17 protein-coding genes and 1 pseudogene are annotated in these 18,205 nt (G+C 57.2%); 10 read left to right on the plus strand and 8 right to left on the minus strand.

The window, feature by feature from the left end:
• Positions 1–89: 89 nt before the first annotated feature.
• The gene (locus H4J77_RS03655) at positions 90–704 is read right to left on the minus strand and encodes a DNA-J related domain-containing protein (protein WP_182247036.1); all 615 of its coding nucleotides are present in this window, start codon (positions 702–704) and stop codon (positions 90–92) included.
• A gap of 143 nt (positions 705–847) precedes the next feature.
• Here H4J77_RS03655 and H4J77_RS03660 point away from each other — a divergent pair, with 143 nt between their 5' ends.
• On the plus strand, positions 848–2,707 hold the full coding sequence (locus tag H4J77_RS03660; protein WP_182247038.1) for a choice-of-anchor I family protein: 1,860 nt from the start codon (positions 848–850) through the stop codon (positions 2,705–2,707).
• A gap of 55 nt (positions 2,708–2,762) precedes the next feature.
• Here H4J77_RS03660 and ggpS read toward each other — a convergent pair whose 3' ends face one another.
• Both ggpS and H4J77_RS03670 read right to left on the minus strand, forming a co-directional pair.
• A complete protein-coding gene (gene ggpS / locus H4J77_RS03665; RefSeq protein WP_182247040.1) occupies positions 2,763–5,030 on the minus strand; it encodes a glucosylglycerol-phosphate synthase in 2,268 nt (755 codons plus the stop codon).
• A gap of 48 nt (positions 5,031–5,078) precedes the next feature.
• Positions 5,079–6,473: an MFS transporter gene (locus tag H4J77_RS03670; protein WP_123890195.1), complete on the minus strand. Its 1,395-nt coding sequence runs from the start codon at positions 6,471–6,473 to the stop codon at positions 5,079–5,081.
• Between the two features lie 240 nt (positions 6,474–6,713).
• On the opposite strand from H4J77_RS03670, the gene H4J77_RS03675 reads away from it, so the two are divergent.
• The 3 genes from H4J77_RS03675 to H4J77_RS03685 all read left to right on the plus strand — a co-directional run bounded on the left by H4J77_RS03675 (position 6,714) and on the right by H4J77_RS03685 (position 8,050).
• Positions 6,714–7,007 carry a hypothetical protein gene (locus tag H4J77_RS03675; RefSeq protein WP_123890196.1) on the plus strand — a complete coding sequence of 98 codons (294 nt, stop codon included), beginning with the start codon at positions 6,714–6,716 and terminating at the stop codon, positions 7,005–7,007.
• A gap of 17 nt (positions 7,008–7,024) precedes the next feature.
• Positions 7,025–7,492, plus strand: a complete 468-nt coding sequence (locus tag H4J77_RS03680; protein WP_182247042.1) for a flavodoxin family protein — start codon at positions 7,025–7,027, stop codon at positions 7,490–7,492.
• Between the two features lie 63 nt (positions 7,493–7,555).
• Entirely contained in the window at positions 7,556–8,050 is a 495-nt protein-coding gene (locus H4J77_RS03685) for a SprT family zinc-dependent metalloprotease (RefSeq protein WP_182247044.1), read from the plus strand.
• Between the two features lie 51 nt (positions 8,051–8,101).
• Here the strand turns inward: H4J77_RS03685 and H4J77_RS03690 are convergent, their stop codons facing one another.
• Positions 8,102–8,959, minus strand: coding sequence for a spermidine synthase (locus H4J77_RS03690; RefSeq protein WP_182247046.1), 858 nt, complete (start codon positions 8,957–8,959; stop codon positions 8,102–8,104).
• Between the two features lie 40 nt (positions 8,960–8,999).
• On the opposite strand from H4J77_RS03690, the gene H4J77_RS03695 reads away from it, so the two are divergent.
• The 3 genes from H4J77_RS03695 to H4J77_RS03705 all read left to right on the plus strand — a co-directional run bounded on the left by H4J77_RS03695 (position 9,000) and on the right by H4J77_RS03705 (position 13,208).
• Positions 9,000–10,352, plus strand: coding sequence for a class II 3-deoxy-7-phosphoheptulonate synthase (locus tag H4J77_RS03695; protein ID WP_182247048.1), 1,353 nt, complete (start codon positions 9,000–9,002; stop codon positions 10,350–10,352).
• A gap of 121 nt (positions 10,353–10,473) precedes the next feature.
• The gene (locus tag H4J77_RS03700; protein WP_123890201.1) at positions 10,474–12,306 is read left to right on the plus strand and encodes a monovalent cation:proton antiporter-2 (CPA2) family protein; all 1,833 of its coding nucleotides are present in this window, start codon (positions 10,474–10,476) and stop codon (positions 12,304–12,306) included.
• Between the two features lie 65 nt (positions 12,307–12,371).
• Entirely contained in the window at positions 12,372–13,208 is an 837-nt protein-coding gene (locus tag H4J77_RS03705) for a S1 RNA-binding domain-containing protein (RefSeq protein ID WP_123890202.1), read from the plus strand.
• A gap of 3 nt (positions 13,209–13,211) precedes the next feature.
• Here the strand turns inward: H4J77_RS03705 and H4J77_RS03710 are convergent, their stop codons facing one another.
• The 4 genes and pseudogenes from H4J77_RS03710 to soxR all read right to left on the minus strand — a co-directional run bounded on the left by H4J77_RS03710 (position 13,212) and on the right by soxR (position 15,487).
• Positions 13,212–14,024, minus strand: a complete 813-nt coding sequence (locus H4J77_RS03710) for an AraC family transcriptional regulator (RefSeq protein WP_182247050.1) — start codon at positions 14,022–14,024, stop codon at positions 13,212–13,214.
• Between the two features lie 15 nt (positions 14,025–14,039).
• Positions 14,040–14,639, minus strand: coding sequence for a LysE family translocator (locus tag H4J77_RS03715; protein ID WP_182247052.1), 600 nt, complete (start codon positions 14,637–14,639; stop codon positions 14,040–14,042).
• Between the two features lie 150 nt (positions 14,640–14,789).
• Positions 14,790–14,873: pseudogene (locus H4J77_RS20290) on the minus strand (DUF6351 family protein); the annotation flags it as partial.
• 161 nt (positions 14,874–15,034) lie between these two features.
• Positions 15,035–15,487, minus strand: coding sequence for a redox-sensitive transcriptional activator SoxR (soxR, locus tag H4J77_RS03720; RefSeq protein WP_182247086.1), 453 nt, complete (start codon positions 15,485–15,487; stop codon positions 15,035–15,037).
• 102 nt (positions 15,488–15,589) lie between these two features.
• Here soxR and H4J77_RS03725 point away from each other — a divergent pair, with 102 nt between their 5' ends.
• The 3 genes from H4J77_RS03725 to H4J77_RS03735 all read left to right on the plus strand — a co-directional run bounded on the left by H4J77_RS03725 (position 15,590) and on the right by H4J77_RS03735 (position 18,169).
• Positions 15,590–16,033 carry a RidA family protein gene (locus H4J77_RS03725; protein ID WP_182247054.1) on the plus strand — a complete coding sequence of 148 codons (444 nt, stop codon included), beginning with the start codon at positions 15,590–15,592 and terminating at the stop codon, positions 16,031–16,033.
• A complete protein-coding gene (locus H4J77_RS03730) occupies positions 16,030–17,253 on the plus strand; it encodes an MFS transporter (RefSeq protein ID WP_182247056.1) in 1,224 nt (407 codons plus the stop codon). The genes H4J77_RS03725 and H4J77_RS03730 overlap by 4 nt, the downstream gene beginning before the upstream one ends.
• Before the next feature lie 241 nt (positions 17,254–17,494).
• On the plus strand, positions 17,495–18,169 hold the full coding sequence (locus H4J77_RS03735; protein WP_182247058.1) for an SGNH/GDSL hydrolase family protein: 675 nt from the start codon (positions 17,495–17,497) through the stop codon (positions 18,167–18,169).
• The last annotated feature ends 36 nt before the right edge of the window (positions 18,170–18,205 follow it).

Consider the following 18,205-nt stretch of genomic DNA (forward strand, 5'->3'; position numbering starts at 1 on the left):
GCGCACAGGTACCTGAACTTCAGCACCCTGCATTGACTATAGCGAAGAATAAAAAGGGAGAGCCGATTTGCTTAGAGAGATTAGCGACTTCAACTTCGGCCGTAATAGCGTTCAAGAATTAGCATGGCTTGATTTATTTCCTGGACCCGCGCCGTGCTGCCACCCTTGTCCGGATGATGCACCCTCACCAACGCGCGATAACGCTGCTTTACTGCCCGCGCATCGGTCGGCTCCTGCAGCTCCATCACAGCTAATGCCTGTTGCAGCTCGTCTACACCTACAACGCCCCTCCCCCGCCGCCAGAAACCGTCAAGCAGACGCTGTACATCCTCAGCGTGGGTTTCACGCCACTGCTGCCAATCCAGGTAGTAGGCGCGTAGCGGATCCGTTTGTGTGATCCCAGGCTGAGCTGCAGATCGAGGCGCCAGGCGAATACTCAAGGCATGAATGCTTAGCATCTGCCCCGCTTCTGATAGTTCATCTGCCAGACGATACAACAGGTGGAAAAGAAGAAAGTGCAACTGAAAAAGGCGCAGAGAATCCTGTAACGCGCCTGGCTCCGCGAACAGCGAATCAGGGTAACGCTCAGCCAACTGCCGAATCAGCGCGTACTCCCCCAGCCCTGAGGGTGCGGCGCGCAATATTACCAGCAGTTCATCGCTGAAGCCGTCGGGGACTAAATCGTCTGGTTGCACATCATCCATGACCGAAGTGTATCAGTCCGCCTGCGGTGGAACGAGCCATGCTTTTTCAACCACAACCAAAGTGCCATCAAAGAGTAAAGGCACTGTCATGGAAGCTGCGTATCAATGTCACCCTCACCAAACTAGGGGAAGGGGCCAATAAAATGAACAAATGGATCATTACCGCCACCAGCGCTGCCATGATGGCAGCCGTTGTCGGCTGTAAAAGCAGCAGCAACAGTGACACGCCGCAAGTCTCAGATGAGATCACGCCACAGAGTATTTCACTTAGCTATCTCGGACGTTACAGCTCTGGCGTATTCGGCAAGAGCGCCGCAGAAATTCCAGCCTACGATGCGGCTAATCAGCAGATTTTTATTGTTAACGCACAAAAAGGTGCAGTAGACGTGCTGGATGCCAGCGATATTGGCAACCCAACACTGATCACTACGCTGACCGTGGAAAGCGTCGCTACAGGCGCCGTCGTCAATAGCCTTGCCTACCGGGACGGTTATCTAGCCGTGGCCGTAGAAGCCGCAAGTAAAACAGACCCTGGTTACGTCGCTCTATTTGATGCTGCTACGCTCGCGCTGCTGGACTCGAAGCAGGTTGGCGCACAGCCTGATATGCTGACCTTTACTCCAGACGGCCTGCATATACTGGTCGCCAACGAAGGCGAACCAAACAACGATTACAGCATAGATCCGGAAGGCTCTGTGAGCGTCCTGCGCCTGGACGGCAATAGCCTGGCCGAGATAAAAACCGCTGATTTTTCTGCATTCAATAGTCAAGCCGCTGCGCTGAGAGGCGCTGGCATACGTATTTTCGGCCCTAATGCCAGCGTCGCGCAGGACCTGGAGCCCGAATACATTGCTATCTCCGCCGATAGCAGCACCGCTTGGGTCAGCCTGCAGGAGAACAACGCCCTGGCCAAGATCGACATTGCCCGCGCCGCCGTTATTGACATACTGCCGCTGGGTTACAAGGACCATGGTGCCAGCGGCAACGGTATCGACGTCAGCGACAAGGATGGCACCATCAATATCGCTACCTGGCCAGGACTGCTGGGCATGTATCAGCCTGACGCAATCTATGCCTACGAGGTAGCGGGTAGCACCTATCTGGTGACGGCCAATGAAGGTGACTCGCGTGCCTGGGGTGAGGATGATCAGGCCTATTGGGATGGCGATGCCAGCAAGGGCTTTGTTGAAGAGTTCCGCATGAAAAGCCTGACCGATAGCCGCGGCTTTGATCGCCGGGTCGGCGATGATCTCGCCCCGCAGCTGCATGCACTGGCTGAAGGCGCGCTCATTAACCCTTCGGTATTCGCCTACTGCGGCGCAACGATAGCAGACCGCGGTACCTGTGGTGATGACGACAAGCTCGGAAGGTTGACCATTGCATGGACTGACGGCTACCGCAAAGACGCCAATGGCGACCCAGTGATGTTTGATAGCACGGGCAACGAGAACGTTGCTGGCGACCGCCTGATGTACGACAACCTCTACGCCTACGGCACACGTTCCTTCTCGATCCGCGATGCTGATGGCAAGCTGGTGTGGGACTCGGCAGATCAGATCGAGCAGCACTTGGCCAGCGCCGACTGCATGCTGGGCAGCAACCGCGACATCCTTTGCGCAGACTACTTCAACTCGACCCACGATGAGGGCGATACCTTCGACAATCGCAGTGACAACAAAGGCCCTGAGCCCGAGGGGATCACTGTCGGTCATCTGGGTAAAAAGGCCTTTGCCTTTATCGGTCTGGAACGTATCGGTGGCGTGATGGCCTACGACATCACTAACCCTGCCGCCCCCTTCTTTGTGGACTACCTCAATACCCGCGAGGACTGGACCACGGAAGACCCGGAAACAGTGCTCAGCAGTGTTGGCGATCTGGGGCCGGAAGGACTGGTATTTATCAGTGCTGAAGACTCACCGAACGGTGAAGCCCTGCTGGTGATTGGTAACGAGGTCAGTGGCACTACCGCCGTGTATCAAATCAACCAGGTGTTAGGAAAATAAGCCACAGATAAACCAGCGGCTGGCCAAAGCCAGCCGCTGGTTATCCGGTATCAGATCAGGCTACCTTATCCGCCAGATGCTCCAATGCCAGTGCCCGGGCATGCCGCACGCCCTCCAGGAACTCATCGCCCCAGCGTTTGATATCGTTGTGCTGCACCACACCAAACAATTCTTTCAGCCGTGCCTCACGCTCGCTCCGCCCCAGGGTAAGGCCGATATAAAGCGTGTCACGCAGGTCATGCGGATCATGTGGATTGGTTAGCAGCGCACCATGTAACTCAGCTGCTGCGCCAGCAAACTCCGACAATACCAGGGCGCCACTACCGCCGAGCAGACCCTGAGTAGCCACGTACTCCTTCGCAACCAGGTTCAAACCATCGCGCAAAGGCGTAATCCACATCACATCAGCCATCAAGTAATAGGCAATCAGTTCGTTGAATGGCACTGCACGGTAGAAGAACTGTACCGGCGTCCAGCCGACCTTGGAGAAACGTCCATTGATGCGCCCAACCGCTTGTTCAATCTGGCTCAACAGCTCATCGTAAATGGTCATCTCGCGGGCTGCCGGCACGCAGATGGTGATCAGCGTCACCTTGCCGATCAACTCCGGGTGCGCCTCCAGCAGCGCCTCAAACGCCAGCAGCTTGGCATGCGTACCCTTGGTGTAATCCAGACGCTCTACCGAGAGCACAACGCGCACACCTTTTAGCTGTTCGCGCAGCTCATCAATTTGCTCCTGGCACTCCGCCGTTTCGGTGATCTTTTTAACCCGCCCTACGTCCAGACCAACCGGATGCGCACCCAGACCAATCGGACGACCATGTACCGAAATCATGGTGGTCATCCGATCCAGCCCGACAGCACAGCCATAGGTAAGATAGCGCGGCGCGCAGCCCTTCTCTTCCAGCACTTCGACTGGCGCGACACCACGCACCACATCGACAAAGTTCTCGGCCTGACGCGGGATATGAAAGCCAATGTAATCGCACTGCAACAGGCTGCCGATAATCTCGCGGCGCCACGGCAGCACATTAAACACATCCGCCGAGGGGAAATAAGTGTGGTGAAAAAAGGCGATATTCAGGTCCGGTCGCAGCGGCCGCAGAAAGGCCGGCACCATCCACAGGTTGTAGTCGTGCAACCAAACTACCGCGCCCTCTGCCGCTTCCGCTGCGGTGCGCTCGGCAAACAGGCGATTGACCTTGAGGAACACGGCCCAATCTTCCTCACGGAACACCGCTCGCTCCCAGAAGGTGTGCAGCGTTGGCCAGAACGCCTCCTTGGAAAATCGTTTGTAAAAGACATCCACATCATTCTTGCTTAGCGCTACCCGCGCCGCCACCAGGTTGGGATAATTCTCGGCGTCTACCTTGGTATGCACTTCAAAGGCTTCACGCTTGCGCGCGTCGTGTATCGACCAGGCAACCCAGGAACCAGGCTGATCACCCCCAAAGAAACTCAGTAAGGTAGGCAAAATACCATTGGGCGAGGTCGGTGGGCGGCGGACCAGCTTGCCATCTTCGATCACCTCTTCGTAGGGCAGCCGGTGGTAGACCATCACCAGATCTGCCTTGCCCTTGATCTGCAAGTCACGCAACTCGGAATCTACGCCCAGTGGGCCCAGGAAACCAAAGTGCGAGATAGCTTCAAGGATGCCGCCACAGCCACTAAGCCGCGCATGCAGTACCTTGGCGCGATCGCCGGTAGCCTCCAGCAATGCTGGCTCAGACTCTCCCACACACACGCCCTTGAAACCGTGTTCGTACATTGACAGGTCATTAAGGGTATCGCCGGCGACCAGCACTTCTTCCATTGAACTGCCCAGGTGCTTTACCAGCCGGCGCAGAGTAGAGCCCTTGTTCACGCCACGCGGCAGACAGTCAAGGTACATACCGGCGGAGAACAGCAGGTCACAACCCAGGCCTTCCATCGCATCACGGACCTTTTCCGTTACCGCGCCTGGCTCACAGAAATACGAACACCGACGCTGCTGCGGCACATCCTGGCGCTCGAGTCCGGGGAAGACCGACAGACGCTGAGCGACCACCTGCTCACCCGGCCAGTCTGCTTCGATGTCGCTTTGTACCGGGTACACCGGCTGCAGCGTTTCGCCATCAACCACGGTCGCACCAACATCACAAATAATGTAATCAGGCCGCGGGATGGCCGGGTCAGAAAGCAGCGGCACTACCACTTCAAGTCCGCGACCGGTAACAAACACCAGCTTAATGCCGGGATGCGCATTAATCAGCTGATACAGCCGCTGACGATTATCGGGGTCACCTCCAAGAAAGGTACCGTCCAAATCAGTTGCCAACATCATAGCCCTGTTCTCCCTGTCACTACTGAATACATATATAGCCTCCGAGGCTCAGTTGCGGCCTTGTTGCTCTTCATCATCTTTCGCCAGAGTTTGCCGGTTCTGTTCTACCGATAATGGCTCTGGCGCTCCCTCAATACTGTCTATTTCGTTAGTCTCGTCCGCGCGCTTGTCAGTTGCATCCCCGCTGGCTGCCTGTGGTTTCACTTCACCATGTTCTTCATGGGTGGCATCTTCCAGCATCATTTCCAGTACGGCGTTGGAGGTGCGCACCATAGGTACATAATGCGCCGCCTCATCAACAATGCGATCACGGCCCTGGCGCAGTTGCCACAGTGCGTAGAGCGCACAAAGCGTAAACATCGCGGTAAAGAACAACGGCAACGCTACCGGACTGGTCATGCCCATTAACCAACCGGCCAAAGCCGGCCCAACAGCCGCACCAATACCATGCAGCATCAGCAGCGAACCATTGCCGGACAAAATATCTTCCTGGTGTAAATGATCGATCAGATGCGCAACCACGGCTGGGTAGACTGCAAACGAACCCGCACCAAAGACGGCGGCGGCAACCAGCAACCACTGACCGAAAGGTGCCAGCAGCGCCATCAATACACCACCAACGGCGGCCATACCGCTGATAACGACCAACGCCTTGCGTCTATCAATCTGGTCGGAAAGACGCCCCATAGGCCACTGTGATAGCGCACCAGCGACAATCACCAGCGACACGAAACCAGCGATCTGGGCGGTATCCATACCCATACGTCCAGCATAGACCGCACCCAGGCCCCAGAAGCCACCCATGCCCAGACCGGATAGCACAGCGCCAGCGCAGGCCACTGGTGCAGCCTGCCATAGCCGTTTGAGAGAGAGCGGTGGCGTATCGGTGATAACGGGCTGTGCCAAACGTGTCGCGGCAACCGGCATAACGGCCACCACAATGAGGATGGCTGCAATCGCAAACAGGGTGAATGCCATAGGGCTATCCCAGCGCAACAACTGCTGCGCCAAAGCCAGCGAGCCCAGATTTACCGCCATATAACAGGCAAAGACTTGACCCCGCCGCTCGGACGGCGCAGTGGTGTTGAGCCAGCTTTCAATGATGGTGTAAATACCGACCAAGGCTACGCCTGTAATAACCCGCAGCAACAACCACATACCGGGCTCGATCCAGAGCACATGGATCAGCACGCAGGCCGCCTCTGCGGCGGCAAGAAAGGTAAACGAACGGACGTGCCCCATACGACGGATAAGCCGCGGGCATAGCCAGGTACCAAGAATGAAGCCAGCAAAATAGGCCGACCCCAGCAGACCCAGAGTTTGATCAGCAAAACCTTCAGCGCTGCCGCGCAAGGCCAGCAAGGTATTGAGCAGGCCGGTGCCCAGCAACAACAGGGCGATACCGGTAAGCAATGCCCCAATGGGCACAAGAAGCCTAATCATGGAGCCGAAATCTCCCCTTAAAGGTGTGGTAGATTCCAGGCAGGACGGGTGTCAAATAACGTGCTTATGCATCTATAATTTATATTCAGCTGTAAACACCCTACCCCAGCGAACGCTGCATGACCAGCCTGAATTTTTCCGCAGCGCTTGCGCCAAAGATAGCAACACCCGCTTCTATTCACCGGCTTTAAGGCGCTAAACTGAGCCCTACCAGCCCTCACAAACAAACCGGCTCACACCATGTCCAGCTTGAAAGAATTTGCCCGAAAACTCTGCGCGCCTCTGCTCAAGCCACTCGAAAATAGCGATGCGCCCTACCACTACACGCCCAAAAGTCGCGGTATTCTGGTCATCATGAGCTTGCTGTTTCTCAGCCTCGCCACCGGACTGGCCGTGTTTTTGCCCTCCGGTATAGAGCGCACCTTCCTGATTCCGGTTACGGTATTCGGTTTGATCGGTTTGCTCGGTCTATTGGTTGCCTGGCTGGGTTCCGAGCGTGCAGTTGCTCGGCTGTGGAACAGCAAACAGGGCTGACACCAACCGGAGTGCGTATGTCCAGCAAGACCCTATTGATCGTTGCCCACGCCCCATCGGACAACACCCGCGCCCTGCGCGAAGCGGTGCTACGGGGTGCTCGCCATGGCGATATCGAAGACGTAGTAATCAACTGCAAGCCGCCGCTGGAGGCGGGCCCGGAGGACGTCATGAGCGCCGATGCCATCATCCTCGGCACCACTGAAAATCTAGGCTATATGAGCGGCGCGCTGAAAGACTTTTTTGACCGCAGCTACTACCCCGTTCTGGAAGAAAAACAGGGCTTGCCCTGCGCGCTATACATACGCGCGGGGATGGATGGGACCGGAACTCGACGCGCAGTCGAATCCATTGTGACCGGGTTGCGTTGGAATTGGGTGCAATCTCCCCTGACGTTCAAGGGTGACTGGCAGGACAGCTTTTTGCAGCAAGCGGAAGAGCTGGGCCTGTACATGGCTGCAGGACTCGACAACAGCGTCTTCTGACGTTGCCTTTCGCGCGTTCAAGCGCACTTTCTGGCAAGGCACGTTCAACGGTATACTGCGCCAATGGATCGTATTCTTGCCCGCCTTGAAGGCTGCTATCAGCTCGCCGAGCAGCACTTCTCCCGCCACTTTCCCCGCCCGGATATAGAACTGGATCTGCGCGGCCAGCGTGCGGGTGTCGCTTATCTAAACCAGAATCTGCTGCGCTTCAATGGTCAGCTTTACCGCGACAACGCAGACGACTTTCTACTGCAAACCGTGCCACACGAAGTGGCTCATCTGATCGCACACCAGGTCTATGGCGCCCGGATTCGCCCGCACGGCCGCGAGTGGCAAGCCGTCATGACTCAACTGTTCCAGCTGCCAGCCAATCGTTGCCACAACTATGCAGTGGCTAAACGCCGCAGCACCCGTTATCTCTACCGCTGCGCCTGCCCCGACCATATGCACTTCACGCCGCAGCGACACGCCTGGGTCAGAAAAGGCCGCCAATACCAATGCCAGCGTTGTGGCGATCTGCTGCACTTTACCGGCCAGCAGCAAGCCTTGGTGGTATAGCCGGCGCATGTATTAGGTTCGTCGATCTACCCTGATGACGCTCTGGCCACCTTATTCCTCTTGTAGCCTGGGTACGTCGCCAGCGCGCCTTAGGGTCATGATATACGGCCTTAGCGAGTAGCCAAGCTGTGGCTCAAGCTGATCCGCCCACTGCAGCATGGCAGTGCGGTCCAGCATCAACTCACCGGACTGCGGAATAAACAGAATAATGTTGCCCTCCTCCACCTCAACCTGCAGGTAGTGGGTACCGAACAGACGCTGCAGCGGGCTGGCAGCATAAGGACGCCCGCTCTGCCCCAACTGCCATTGATTCACTACCAATAGCCCACCTGGGCGCAGCGCTGCCCTGCAGGCTGCAAAGAAATCAGCCTGCAACTGCAGGCGCGCGATGCCTCCCTCCAGATAAAGATCGACGAACAGCAGGTCACAGCTGTTTGGCTGGCTGGCAATGTAGCTTTCGGCGTTGGCGACCACCACCTCAAGACGCGGGTCCGCGCTCAGCCCGAACCAGCGGCGAGACAATTCAACGACCTTGGCACGCAGCTCAACAGCGGTGCATTGTTGTGGCGTTAAATACGCCAGCACGGCGTTTACCAGAGTGCCGCCACCCAGCCCCAGAGCAACTGCGCGCGAGGCCTGTGGCTGCCAGAATCCAGCCAGCAACATGGCACGTGTATAGTCATATTCCAGCCACGCAGGATGATTGACCAAACCGCAACTCTGCTCGGTTTGGCTACCAAAATAGAGATAACGCAGCTCGCCCTGCTCGCTGACTCGCAGCGTGCCAAAATCATCTTCGCAGCGCTCCAGCTCCCTCTCAGGTTTAGCCGGGCCCAGGTTACCTAGATACTTATAAAGCGTACTGATCCAGCCCATAGGCTGTTTAACCCCCAAAAGTCGCGTTACCATTCGCTGGCACGCACATTGATACCCACCCAAGAAGAAGCCCATGACCGCAATCTGGACACCTGACAGCTGGCGCAGCAAGCCCGTTCTGCAACAACCCACCTACCCAGACCAACAGGCCTTGTTGAGCGTAGAGGACACCCTGGCAAGCTACCCACCCCTGGTATTTGCTGGCGAGGCCCGTGAGCTGCGCCGTCAGTTTGCGGAAGTAACTCAAGGTCGTGCCTTCCTGCTGCAAGGCGGCGATTGCGCGGAGAGCTTTGCCGAATTCTCTGCACCCAAGATTCGCGATACCTTCAAAGTACTGCTCCAGATGGCCGTTGTCATGACCTTTGCCGCCGGCTGTCCGGTGGTCAAGGTTGGCCGCATGGCCGGTCAGTTTGCGAAACCACGCTCAGCCGATGACGAAACCCAGGGCGGCGTGACTTTACCCGCTTACCGCGGCGACATCATCAACAATATAGCGTTCGACGCGGCTGGCAGAACGCCTGACCCACAGCGCCTGCTGAGCGCATACCACCAGGCAACCGCCACCTTGAACCTGCTGCGCGCCTTCGCCCAGGGCGGTTTTGCCAGTCTGGATCAGGTGCATCAATGGAACCTGGACTTCATTGCCAACTCCTCGATGGCCGATCGCTTCCAGCAACTGGCCGACCGCATCGACGAAAGCCTGGCCTTCATGCGCGCCTGCGGCTTTGATAATGATCACAGCCCGCAATTGCGTGAAACCGCGTTCTTTACCGCGCATGAAGCCTTGCTACTAAACTACGAGCAAGCCTTTACCCGCCGCGACAGCACGACCGGCGACTGGTACGACTGCTCTGCACACATGCTCTGGATTGGCGATCGCACGCGTCAGCTGGACGGCGCTCATGTTGAGTTTATGCGCGGCATTCACAACCCGATTGGCATCAAGGCTGGCCCCACCACCGACCCGGACGATCTGCTGCGTTTGATAGACCGGCTCAACCCGGGCAACCGCGACGATCGAATCAACGTGATAGTGCGCATGGGGGCGGACAAGGTAGAGCAGCATATGCCGGCGCTGGTGCGTGCGGTTGAGCGTGAAGGAAAGCACGTGCTGTGGAGCTCGGACCCCATGCACGGTAATACCATGAAGGCCTCAAGCGGCTACAAAACTCGTGATTTCGCGCGCATTCTGGCCGAGGTAGAACAGTTCTTCGCGGTACATCGCGCCGAGGGCACCTGGGCTGGCGGGATTCATATCGAGATGACCGGGCAAAACGTGACCGAGTGCATTGGCGGGGCCACACCGGTGACCGAAGACGGTTTGTCTGATCGCTACCACACCCACTGCGACCCGCGGCTGAATGCCGACCAGTCGCTGGAGCTGGCATTCATGATTGCCGAGACACTGAAAAAAGCCCGTCGATAACCGATAAAAGCGATCACACAGAGCGGTTCAAGGCGTATTATCAGCCCATTCTTTCTCGCCTGTATTATGCGGTAGCCTCACTTACTCCAGTCTGGCTGCCGTTTGTGTCCTGGAACCCTTCATGCACGAACAAAGCAGCTTCCTTCTCGTCGCCGTTGTCTTCCTGCTGGCCGCTGTTGCGGCGGTACCGCTGGCCAAAGGTTTGCGCCTGGGCGCAGTGATCGGCTACCTCTTGGCAGGCGTAGTCATCGGGCCCTCGGTGCTGAATCTGATAGATCACCCCGAAGACATCCGCCATATCTCCGAGCTGGGGGTCGTGCTACTGCTGTTTATCATCGGCCTGGAGCTATCACCGCGTCGGCTCTGGGTGATGCGCAAGTCCGTATTTGGCGTGGGCCTGGCGCAAGTACTGGTGTGCGGCGGCCTGATTGGCTCAGTAGCCTATTTTGGCATGCACCAACAGCTGAACACCGCGGTGATACTGGGCCTTGGACTGGCGCTGTCATCGACCGCCTTCGGCCTGCAGATTCTCGCTGAACGCAAGGAGCTGACCAGCCCCCACGGGCGCCTGGCCTTTGCTATTTTGCTGTTTCAAGACATCGCCGCCATCCCGCTGATTGCGCTGATTCCGCTGCTGGGCAACGCTGCCAGCGAGACGAGCGGCAGTAGCAATCTTGAGCAGATCATCAAGATCGTCGGCAGCATCGCCATTATCGTGGTCGGCGGACGTTATCTGTTGCGGCCGGTGTTTCGCATAGTGGCCAGAACCGGCTTACAGGAAGTATCAACGGCCACCGCCCTGCTGGTCGTCATCGGGACCGCCTGGTTGATGCAAAGCGTAGGCGTCTCCATGGCGCTCGGCGCCTTCCTCGCCGGCCTGCTACTGGCAGACTCAGAGTACCGTCACGAGCTGGAATCACAAATTGAACCCTTCAAGGGGCTGCTACTTGGGCTGTTTTTTATCAGCGTAGGCATGACAGCCGACATCGGTCTGCTGCTGAGCAGCCCCGGCGCGGTGTTGCTACTGACCACGATGATCATCGGCTGCAAGCTGCCGTTGATCTACCTGGTTGGCCGCGCCGCTGGCGGGCTCAACCGTCTCAGTGCCCTGCGGCTCGGCGTGGTGCTGGCCGCCGGCGGTGAGTTCGCCTTTGTGGTATTCCAGATGGCCCGCGATCAAGCGCTGTTTGACCAGCGCATGCACAGCATGCTGGTACTGGCCATCACCCTATCGATGGCCGTGACGCCCCTGATCATTCTGTTGCTGTCACAGCTGATTAAGCCCAAGCCGGTAACCGTCGAGGTGCCCGAGCAATACAAACAGATTGATGCCGCTGCGCCGCGCGTGGTGATTTCGGGTATGGGCCGTATGGGGCAGATCATCGCCCGTGTGTTGCGCGCGCAACGCATACCCTACATCGGCCTGGAGACATCGGTAGACAGCATCGAAATGTCACGTGCCATGAGCAGCGACATGCCGATTTTCTATGGCGACTCCCTGCGTCCGGAGATACTGCGCGCCGCCCAGGTCGATAAGGCTGAGTACTTCATCATCACCACCGACGACCCGGAAACCAATCTGAAAACCGCCGAGCTGGTAAGCCGGCTTTACCCGCAACTGACGATAATCGCGCGCGCCCGCAACCGGCAACATGTGCACAAGCTGATCGATCTGGGGGCTTTGCCGGTGCGCGAGACATTCCACTCCAGCCTGGAAATGAGCAAACACATATTGACCGGACTGGGTTTGAGTGAAGCGCAAGCCGACTCACGGCTGAAGCGTTTTCGACAGCACGATGAACAGGTGCTGGCAGCCCAGCATAAAGTCTATGACGACGCTGCCGCGGTGATACAGACAGCGCGCGAAGCCCGCGCCGATCTGGAGAGGCTGTTTGACTCCGACGAGATTGAAGCACGCAGCATTGACGAGCTGTTGCAACCCAGGCAAGAGTAATACGCCCTGCGTTGCTGCGCCCGGCCCTGCTACAATGGCCAATTATCGTTTTCAGGAAAACCAGCATGGCCGACATCGGACGCTTCAACAGACTGCAAATCGTCAAACACACCGGTTTCGGCCTGTATCTCAATGGCGGTAATGACGGCGATATTCTGCTGCCCAATCGCTACATCCCCAAGGATGAGCCGACCGAAGTCGGCGATTGGCTGAACGTATTCATTTACTTCGACAGCGAAGACAAGATCATCGCCACCACCGAGCAGCCCAAGGCACAGGTCGGCGACTTTGCCAGTCTCAAGGTGGTCGCCAAGAACAATGTCGGATTATTTCTGGATTGGGGCCTGCCCAAAGATGTGCTGCTGCCCTACTCAGAGCAGAAGAAGCCGCTGGAAGAAGGCAGCTACGTGGTGGTGCATCTCTACTTGGACAAGCACACCAGCCGCGTAATCGCGACCAGCCGCCTCGACCGATATCTGGACAAGACCCCAGCGCGCTACAAAGCCGGCGAGCAAGTCGAGCTACTCGTAGTCGAGCGCACTGATCTTGGCCACAAGGCAATTATCAACGGTCTGCATTGGGGCCTGATTCACAAGAACGAGGCCTTCAAGTACCTGCGCGGCGGCCAGCACGAAACCGGCTACATCCGCGAAATGCGTGCTGACGGCAAAATCAGCCTCAGCCTGCAGCCTGTCGGCGCTGCCGCTGGCGATCAACTGCAGGATCAGATCCTACAGAAGCTGCTGGACAACGACGGTACCCTGGCACTCAGCGACAAAAGCACGCCAGAAGCGATCAGCCGCATGTTTGGCGTCAGCAAGGGTAACTTCAAGAAAGCCATCGGCGGTTTGCTCAAACAGGAAAAAATCAGCATTCACAGCGATCATATCGAACTGCTTTGAGCCTCAGGCTGCGCGATAAAACGCTCGGTACTGTCCGGGCGTAAGCGCGGTACGCAGTTTGAAATGACGCTGAAAATGCGCTTGATCGGCAAACCCCAGATCCAGCGCCAGCCCATTCAGACTGCATGCTCCCCGACGTAACTGAACCCGCGCCTGCTTGATCCTTGCATCCAGTTGATAGGCATGCGGTGCCTGACCAAATTCTCGCTTGAAGCCACGAATCAGTTGATAGCGATTGAGGCCGGCAACCTCGGCCAGGGTATCCAGCTGCAGGTTGGCATCGAGCTGATCCATGATTAAGTCCCGCGCCAGCAACACACCACCATGTTTAGCTTCAGGTGCGAGCGGCTCGGCAGCGAATAGCGGCTGCATGAGCTCTATTAACTGAGTTTGCGCCGCCAAAGGCGTATCCGCCTGGAGCAAACTGGCAAACAACTGATCAAAACGCTTACCTGCATCCGAGCGCCTATTCGTCACCTCAGGGAAACACTGGTAGTCAGCGCTACCGCCCGATAACTCGCGCTGCAACTCGCCCAACCAGGCGGCGTTCAAAAAAATCATCCGATAGGACCACAGACCCGCCGCCGGATTACAGGAGTGCACCTCGCCCGGATTAACCGTTACCATGCTGCCTGCGCCAATAGGCTGCGACTGACCACGGTTACGGTACAGCGTGTGCCCCTGATCTATCAGCCCAAAGGAAAACTCATCATGGGTATGCTGCTGATAGCAGGCGCTGGAACGATCAGCCTGACGCAGCTCGACAAAGGGCAACGCCGGACTGCGCTGCAGAAACTGTGATGTCGATTCAGCCATTGCTCGCTCCGTTCTCTAATGCGTCAGAATAAGGCCCACACTGCCCGCCAGCAACAAGCCCATCAACGGATTGAACCACAGCAGCGCAGGATGGCCGGACAAACGCCGCCCCAGCAGATGACCGACCAGTGCCCAGCTACCCACGCCAAGCAGGCACATCAATAGTGATAGCAGAGTAAAAATCGCCAAATAACCTGCACCGGGCTCTGCGCTGCTGACAAACATGCCGATACCTGAGACCGAGAACAACCAGGCCTTGGGGTTTAACCACTGAGCCCAGGCGCCCGCCCAAAACCCCGGGACCTTATGCTGTTCATTTAAGTCCATTACCGCCGCCCCTGAGGTCCCGATGCGCCAGGCCAGATACAACAAATAGGCGGCACCAATCCAGCTCAGGGCCTGCATGATAGCTGGCTGGCGCTGCAGACTACCGAGTAAGCCCAGCCCGACCAATATCACCATCAGCGTATAACCAATAGTGGCGCCCAGCACAAAACCCAGTGCACGGAAAAATCCGGCCTGCGCCGCAGAACTGACTGCGACCACACACACCGGACCCGGTGCAATAGAGCCGACCAACGAGAAAGCCAACATGGAAATAACGACCGACAACATCTACAGGCACCCATATTACCGAGGCCGCATTGCCCCGCTAACGCCATAGTGCCCAGAACACCCAGCCTTGTATTGAACGCAATTGCACGAGACTTAACGGCAAAAAAAGGCGCACAAGGCGCCTTTTTTGGTTGCGACCGCCGTTCAGCCTCAGCCAGCTGGCCGGCCAAGGTCCGGCTTACTGTAGTCACAGACGCCCTGCGGGAAAATCGTATTTAGCTGGCCGACCTCCTCACTGGTAAACGAAGGACATCCTCGCTCAGGGAGACATCAACCAGCAGCATAGGGAAAAGAGCAACAGACGGACTGGTTCGATAAGCAGGCAAGGAGCCGCAGACAAAAGCGCCAAACCAGTGCGAATGACTTGGCGCAATCGGCATAAAGACGATTAACAATTACTCGCGAAAATGCGGCCCTGGACCATCACCGGCCAACTCATCACCGGCGTTACGCAGCGGGCAGGCCTTGAGAGATAGACAACCGCAACCGATGCAGCCGTCTAGCTGATCACGCAGCTGGGTCAAGGCATGAATACGCTCGTCCAATGACTGCTGCCAGTGCCGCGATAAACGGCGCCAATCACGGAGCCCAGGCGTGCGCTCGGCGGGCAGAGCCTGCAGGGCTTCAGCTATTTCAGTCAAGGATACGCCAACCCGCTGCGCCACCTTGATCACGGCAAGCCGCCGTAACACTGAGCGCGGGTAACGGCGCTGGTTGCCCGCCGTGCGATAAGCCTTGATCAACCCTTTCGACTCATAAAAATGCAACGTGGAAATAGCGAGCCCACTGCGCTCAGCAGCCTCTCCGACACCAATACTGCTGTATTCTGTGCCCTGCTTATGTTGCATTTTCACAGCCATCGCCCCTGGTGAGAGTTTTGCTTGACCTCAAGTTAGGTTGAGATTTTAAAGTGCGCGACACCTACCCGCAATGTCCAGGATGAAACAGTAATGCAACCATTTTCCAGTCACCAGCAAGCCCTAGCAATCAACCCTGCCGGACTCTACGACCCCCTACCCAACGGCTACTCACATGTAGTGATCGCGCCAACCAACGCGCGCTGGGTTTTCGTAGCAGGTCAAGGTGGCGAAGATGCCAGCGGGCTTTTGGCTGAAGGGTTTACCTCGCAGCTACAACGTTGCCTGAGTAATCTACGTATAGCCCTGGCCGCAGCACAGGCATCGCTGCAGCATGTAGTGCGCCTGACGGTGCTGGTGGTAGACCACAACCAGCAGCGGCTTGACCATATCAGCCAGGCCTTACGCAAGGCCTGGGATGGTCACCCCACACCAGCGTGCACGCTAATTCCGGTACCCCGGCTGGCACTCGACGGCATGCTGATAGAAATAGACGCAACCGCTTGCATCGGCGCGACTGAGGCGACAGGTGCATGAGTGAAAACCAAGGATTGAATATCGACAACTCTAGCCATAGCAGCTACCTCACCACGGGTACCTTGCTACTAATGGCCATCGCCACTGGTCTATGTGCCGGGGCTAACTATTTCAATCAGCCGCTGCTGAATTCAATAGCGCTGTCGCTTGGCGTCAGCGAAGGACTGGCCGCCACCACGGTTACCCTGTCGCAGGTAGCCTATGCCGTCGGCCTGCTGTTTCTTGTTCCTCTGGGCGACAAACTGGAGCAACGGGGCTTGGCAGTCGGCTTGATGCTGATCGCCGCAGCCGGCTTGCTGATCAGTGGCTATGCGTACAATTTCAGCATGCTGCTCTTGGGGACCTTGATCACCGGTCTGTTTTCGGTGGCGGCACAAACCCTGGTTCCCATGGCGGCCAATCTCTCGGACCCGCAGCGCAGCGGGAGAGCTGTTGGACTGGTAATGAGCGGCTTGTTGGCTGGTATTCTACTGGCGCGCACTGCCGCCGGCCTGTTGTCCGAAGTGGACGGCTGGACCACCGTCTACCGCGTTACTGCGGTGCTGATGCTGGTACTCGCGGCGACACTCTGGTTGATTTTGCCAAAGGCACGAAATCCGCATCCAAAAAGCTATGCCGCCACCCTGAAGTCACTGCTGGCGCTAGCTATAACCTACCCTCGCCTGCGTAGCCGGGCCATCCTTGGCGGTCTGGTATTTGGTTCGGTCAGCGTCCTGTTTTCAACCATGGCACTGCTGCTATCAGGCCCCGGGTATCACCTGAGTGATAGCCAGATCGGCCTCGTTGGCTTGCTCGGGATTGGTGGCGTCATTACCGCCAACCTGGCAGGCCGACTGGCAGACCGAGGACGCGGCCAGGTGGTCAGTACCTTTGCACTGGTGCTGCTCCTGCTGGGCTGGCTGGGACTGTATTTGGGGCTGGGCAACCTGTGGCTGTTTCTGCTGCCGCTACTGCTACTCGATATCGCCTTGCCCGCAATACACATCAGCAATCAGAGCGTTATCTACCGCCTGGCGCCAGAGGCCAAGGCACGGGTTAATGCGGTGTACATGACGGTGTACTTTATCGGTGCTGCCAGCGGCTCGGCCCTGGGCGCGGCTGCCTGGAGCCATGGCGGCTGGGGTGCGACCTGCGCTACCGGGGTGGTGCTGGGTGCACTTGCATGGCTAGTGCTGATTTATGATCAACGGCTGCTCAAACGCGAGGTCAAAGGGCACTAACCACAAAGCCCACCGCGTGTTTGCCGTCAAGGCTGGGAGGCTTTTCCTCTGATGCGCAGCTGACTGGGCTGTGCGTCACATAACACGAACGTCTCGCCTATTTGGGTGGCTGCCCAATCCTGAACAAATACCTACCATCAGCAGAGGCATTAACCACTTTTGTCTCATCATTAAGTTTCAATCGATGCCTGACTTATGTTTCAGGTGAGACTGCGTGCTAACAACAATAAGAGGAATACTCATGCAGCTGATGCAAACACTCATCAAAGGCAGCCTAGCCATCGTGGCCGTAGGGCTGCTATTAAGCGGTACGGCTCAAGCAACGAACCCTGGCTCCCGCACGCCCGACACCATGATTCTGGGCGATTCGATATTTGCTCTTTCCGGCGACATTCACGATTATCTGGAATCCGACCTGGATGAAAACATCGAGACCTATGCGCGCTCAGGCTGTCAGTTGAGTGGCGGTAACGTGCTCTGCTCGCGTCTTTATTCGGTGGAACGTCAATATGCACGTGCCAACAAGACAGGTATCAAAACCGTGATCTTTAATGGTGGCGGCAATGACATCCAGCTAAACAGCTGCCGTCCATCACTGAGTGCTTGCATGCCGCTGCTCAACGAGCTGGAAGACAAAATTGCTGCATTGGTTGAGGACATGCGTGACGACGGTATTGAGGAAATCATCTTCCTCGGTTACTACAACGCCACCGGTGGTGCTGAGGAGCTGCGCGCTATCAACAACTACAGCATGGACTACAAGAGTGCCGCCTATCCCGGCATGAACGTGAAGTTTGTTGACGTGCGCGCTGCCTTTGCCGGCAAGGAAGCGCTGTACATCAAAGCCGATGGCATTCATCCAACAGCGGCGGGCTCGCGCGTGCTGGCTGACCTGCTGCTGCAAGCACTGGATTAATGATGCGAACAGGCCACGGCACCCAGTCCGTGGTCT

Source organism: Pseudomonas sp. 5Ae-yellow (assembly GCF_014077575.1).
GTDB classification, from domain to species: domain Bacteria; phylum Pseudomonadota; class Gammaproteobacteria; order Pseudomonadales; family Pseudomonadaceae; genus Halopseudomonas; species Halopseudomonas neustonica.

Bases quoted from the DNA above. Each gene is read 5' to 3' on its own strand.
- H4J77_RS03690 (WP_182247046.1), bottom strand. From the start codon at position 8,959: ATGGTAACGCGACTTTTGGGGGTTAAACAGCCTATGGGCTGGATCAGT.
- H4J77_RS03730 (WP_182247056.1), top strand. From the start codon at position 16,030: ATGAGTGAAAACCAAGGATTGAATATCGACAACTCTAGCCATAGCAGC.
- H4J77_RS03655 (WP_182247036.1), bottom strand. From the start codon at position 704: ATGGATGATGTGCAACCAGACGATTTAGTCCCCGACGGCTTCAGCGAT.
- H4J77_RS03715 (WP_182247052.1), bottom strand. From the start codon at position 14,639: ATGTTGTCGGTCGTTATTTCCATGTTGGCTTTCTCGTTGGTCGGCTCT.
- H4J77_RS03660 (WP_182247038.1), top strand. From the start codon at position 848: ATGAACAAATGGATCATTACCGCCACCAGCGCTGCCATGATGGCAGCC.
- H4J77_RS03670 (WP_123890195.1), bottom strand. From the start codon at position 6,473: ATGATTAGGCTTCTTGTGCCCATTGGGGCATTGCTTACCGGTATCGCC.
- H4J77_RS03735 (WP_182247058.1), top strand. From the start codon at position 17,495: ATGCAGCTGATGCAAACACTCATCAAAGGCAGCCTAGCCATCGTGGCC.
- H4J77_RS03675 (WP_123890196.1), top strand. From the start codon at position 6,714: ATGTCCAGCTTGAAAGAATTTGCCCGAAAACTCTGCGCGCCTCTGCTC.
- H4J77_RS03705 (WP_123890202.1), top strand. From the start codon at position 12,372: ATGGCCGACATCGGACGCTTCAACAGACTGCAAATCGTCAAACACACC.
- H4J77_RS03685 (WP_182247044.1), top strand. From the start codon at position 7,556: ATGGATCGTATTCTTGCCCGCCTTGAAGGCTGCTATCAGCTCGCCGAG.
- H4J77_RS03695 (WP_182247048.1), top strand. From the start codon at position 9,000: ATGACCGCAATCTGGACACCTGACAGCTGGCGCAGCAAGCCCGTTCTG.
- soxR (WP_182247086.1), bottom strand. From the start codon at position 15,487: ATGCAACATAAGCAGGGCACAGAATACAGCAGTATTGGTGTCGGAGAG.
- H4J77_RS03680 (WP_182247042.1), top strand. From the start codon at position 7,025: ATGTCCAGCAAGACCCTATTGATCGTTGCCCACGCCCCATCGGACAAC.
- H4J77_RS03700 (WP_123890201.1), top strand. From the start codon at position 10,474: ATGCACGAACAAAGCAGCTTCCTTCTCGTCGCCGTTGTCTTCCTGCTG.
- H4J77_RS03725 (WP_182247054.1), top strand. From the start codon at position 15,590: ATGCAACCATTTTCCAGTCACCAGCAAGCCCTAGCAATCAACCCTGCC.
- ggpS (WP_182247040.1), bottom strand. From the start codon at position 5,030: ATGATGTTGGCAACTGATTTGGACGGTACCTTTCTTGGAGGTGACCCC.
- H4J77_RS03710 (WP_182247050.1), bottom strand. From the start codon at position 14,024: ATGGCTGAATCGACATCACAGTTTCTGCAGCGCAGTCCGGCGTTGCCC.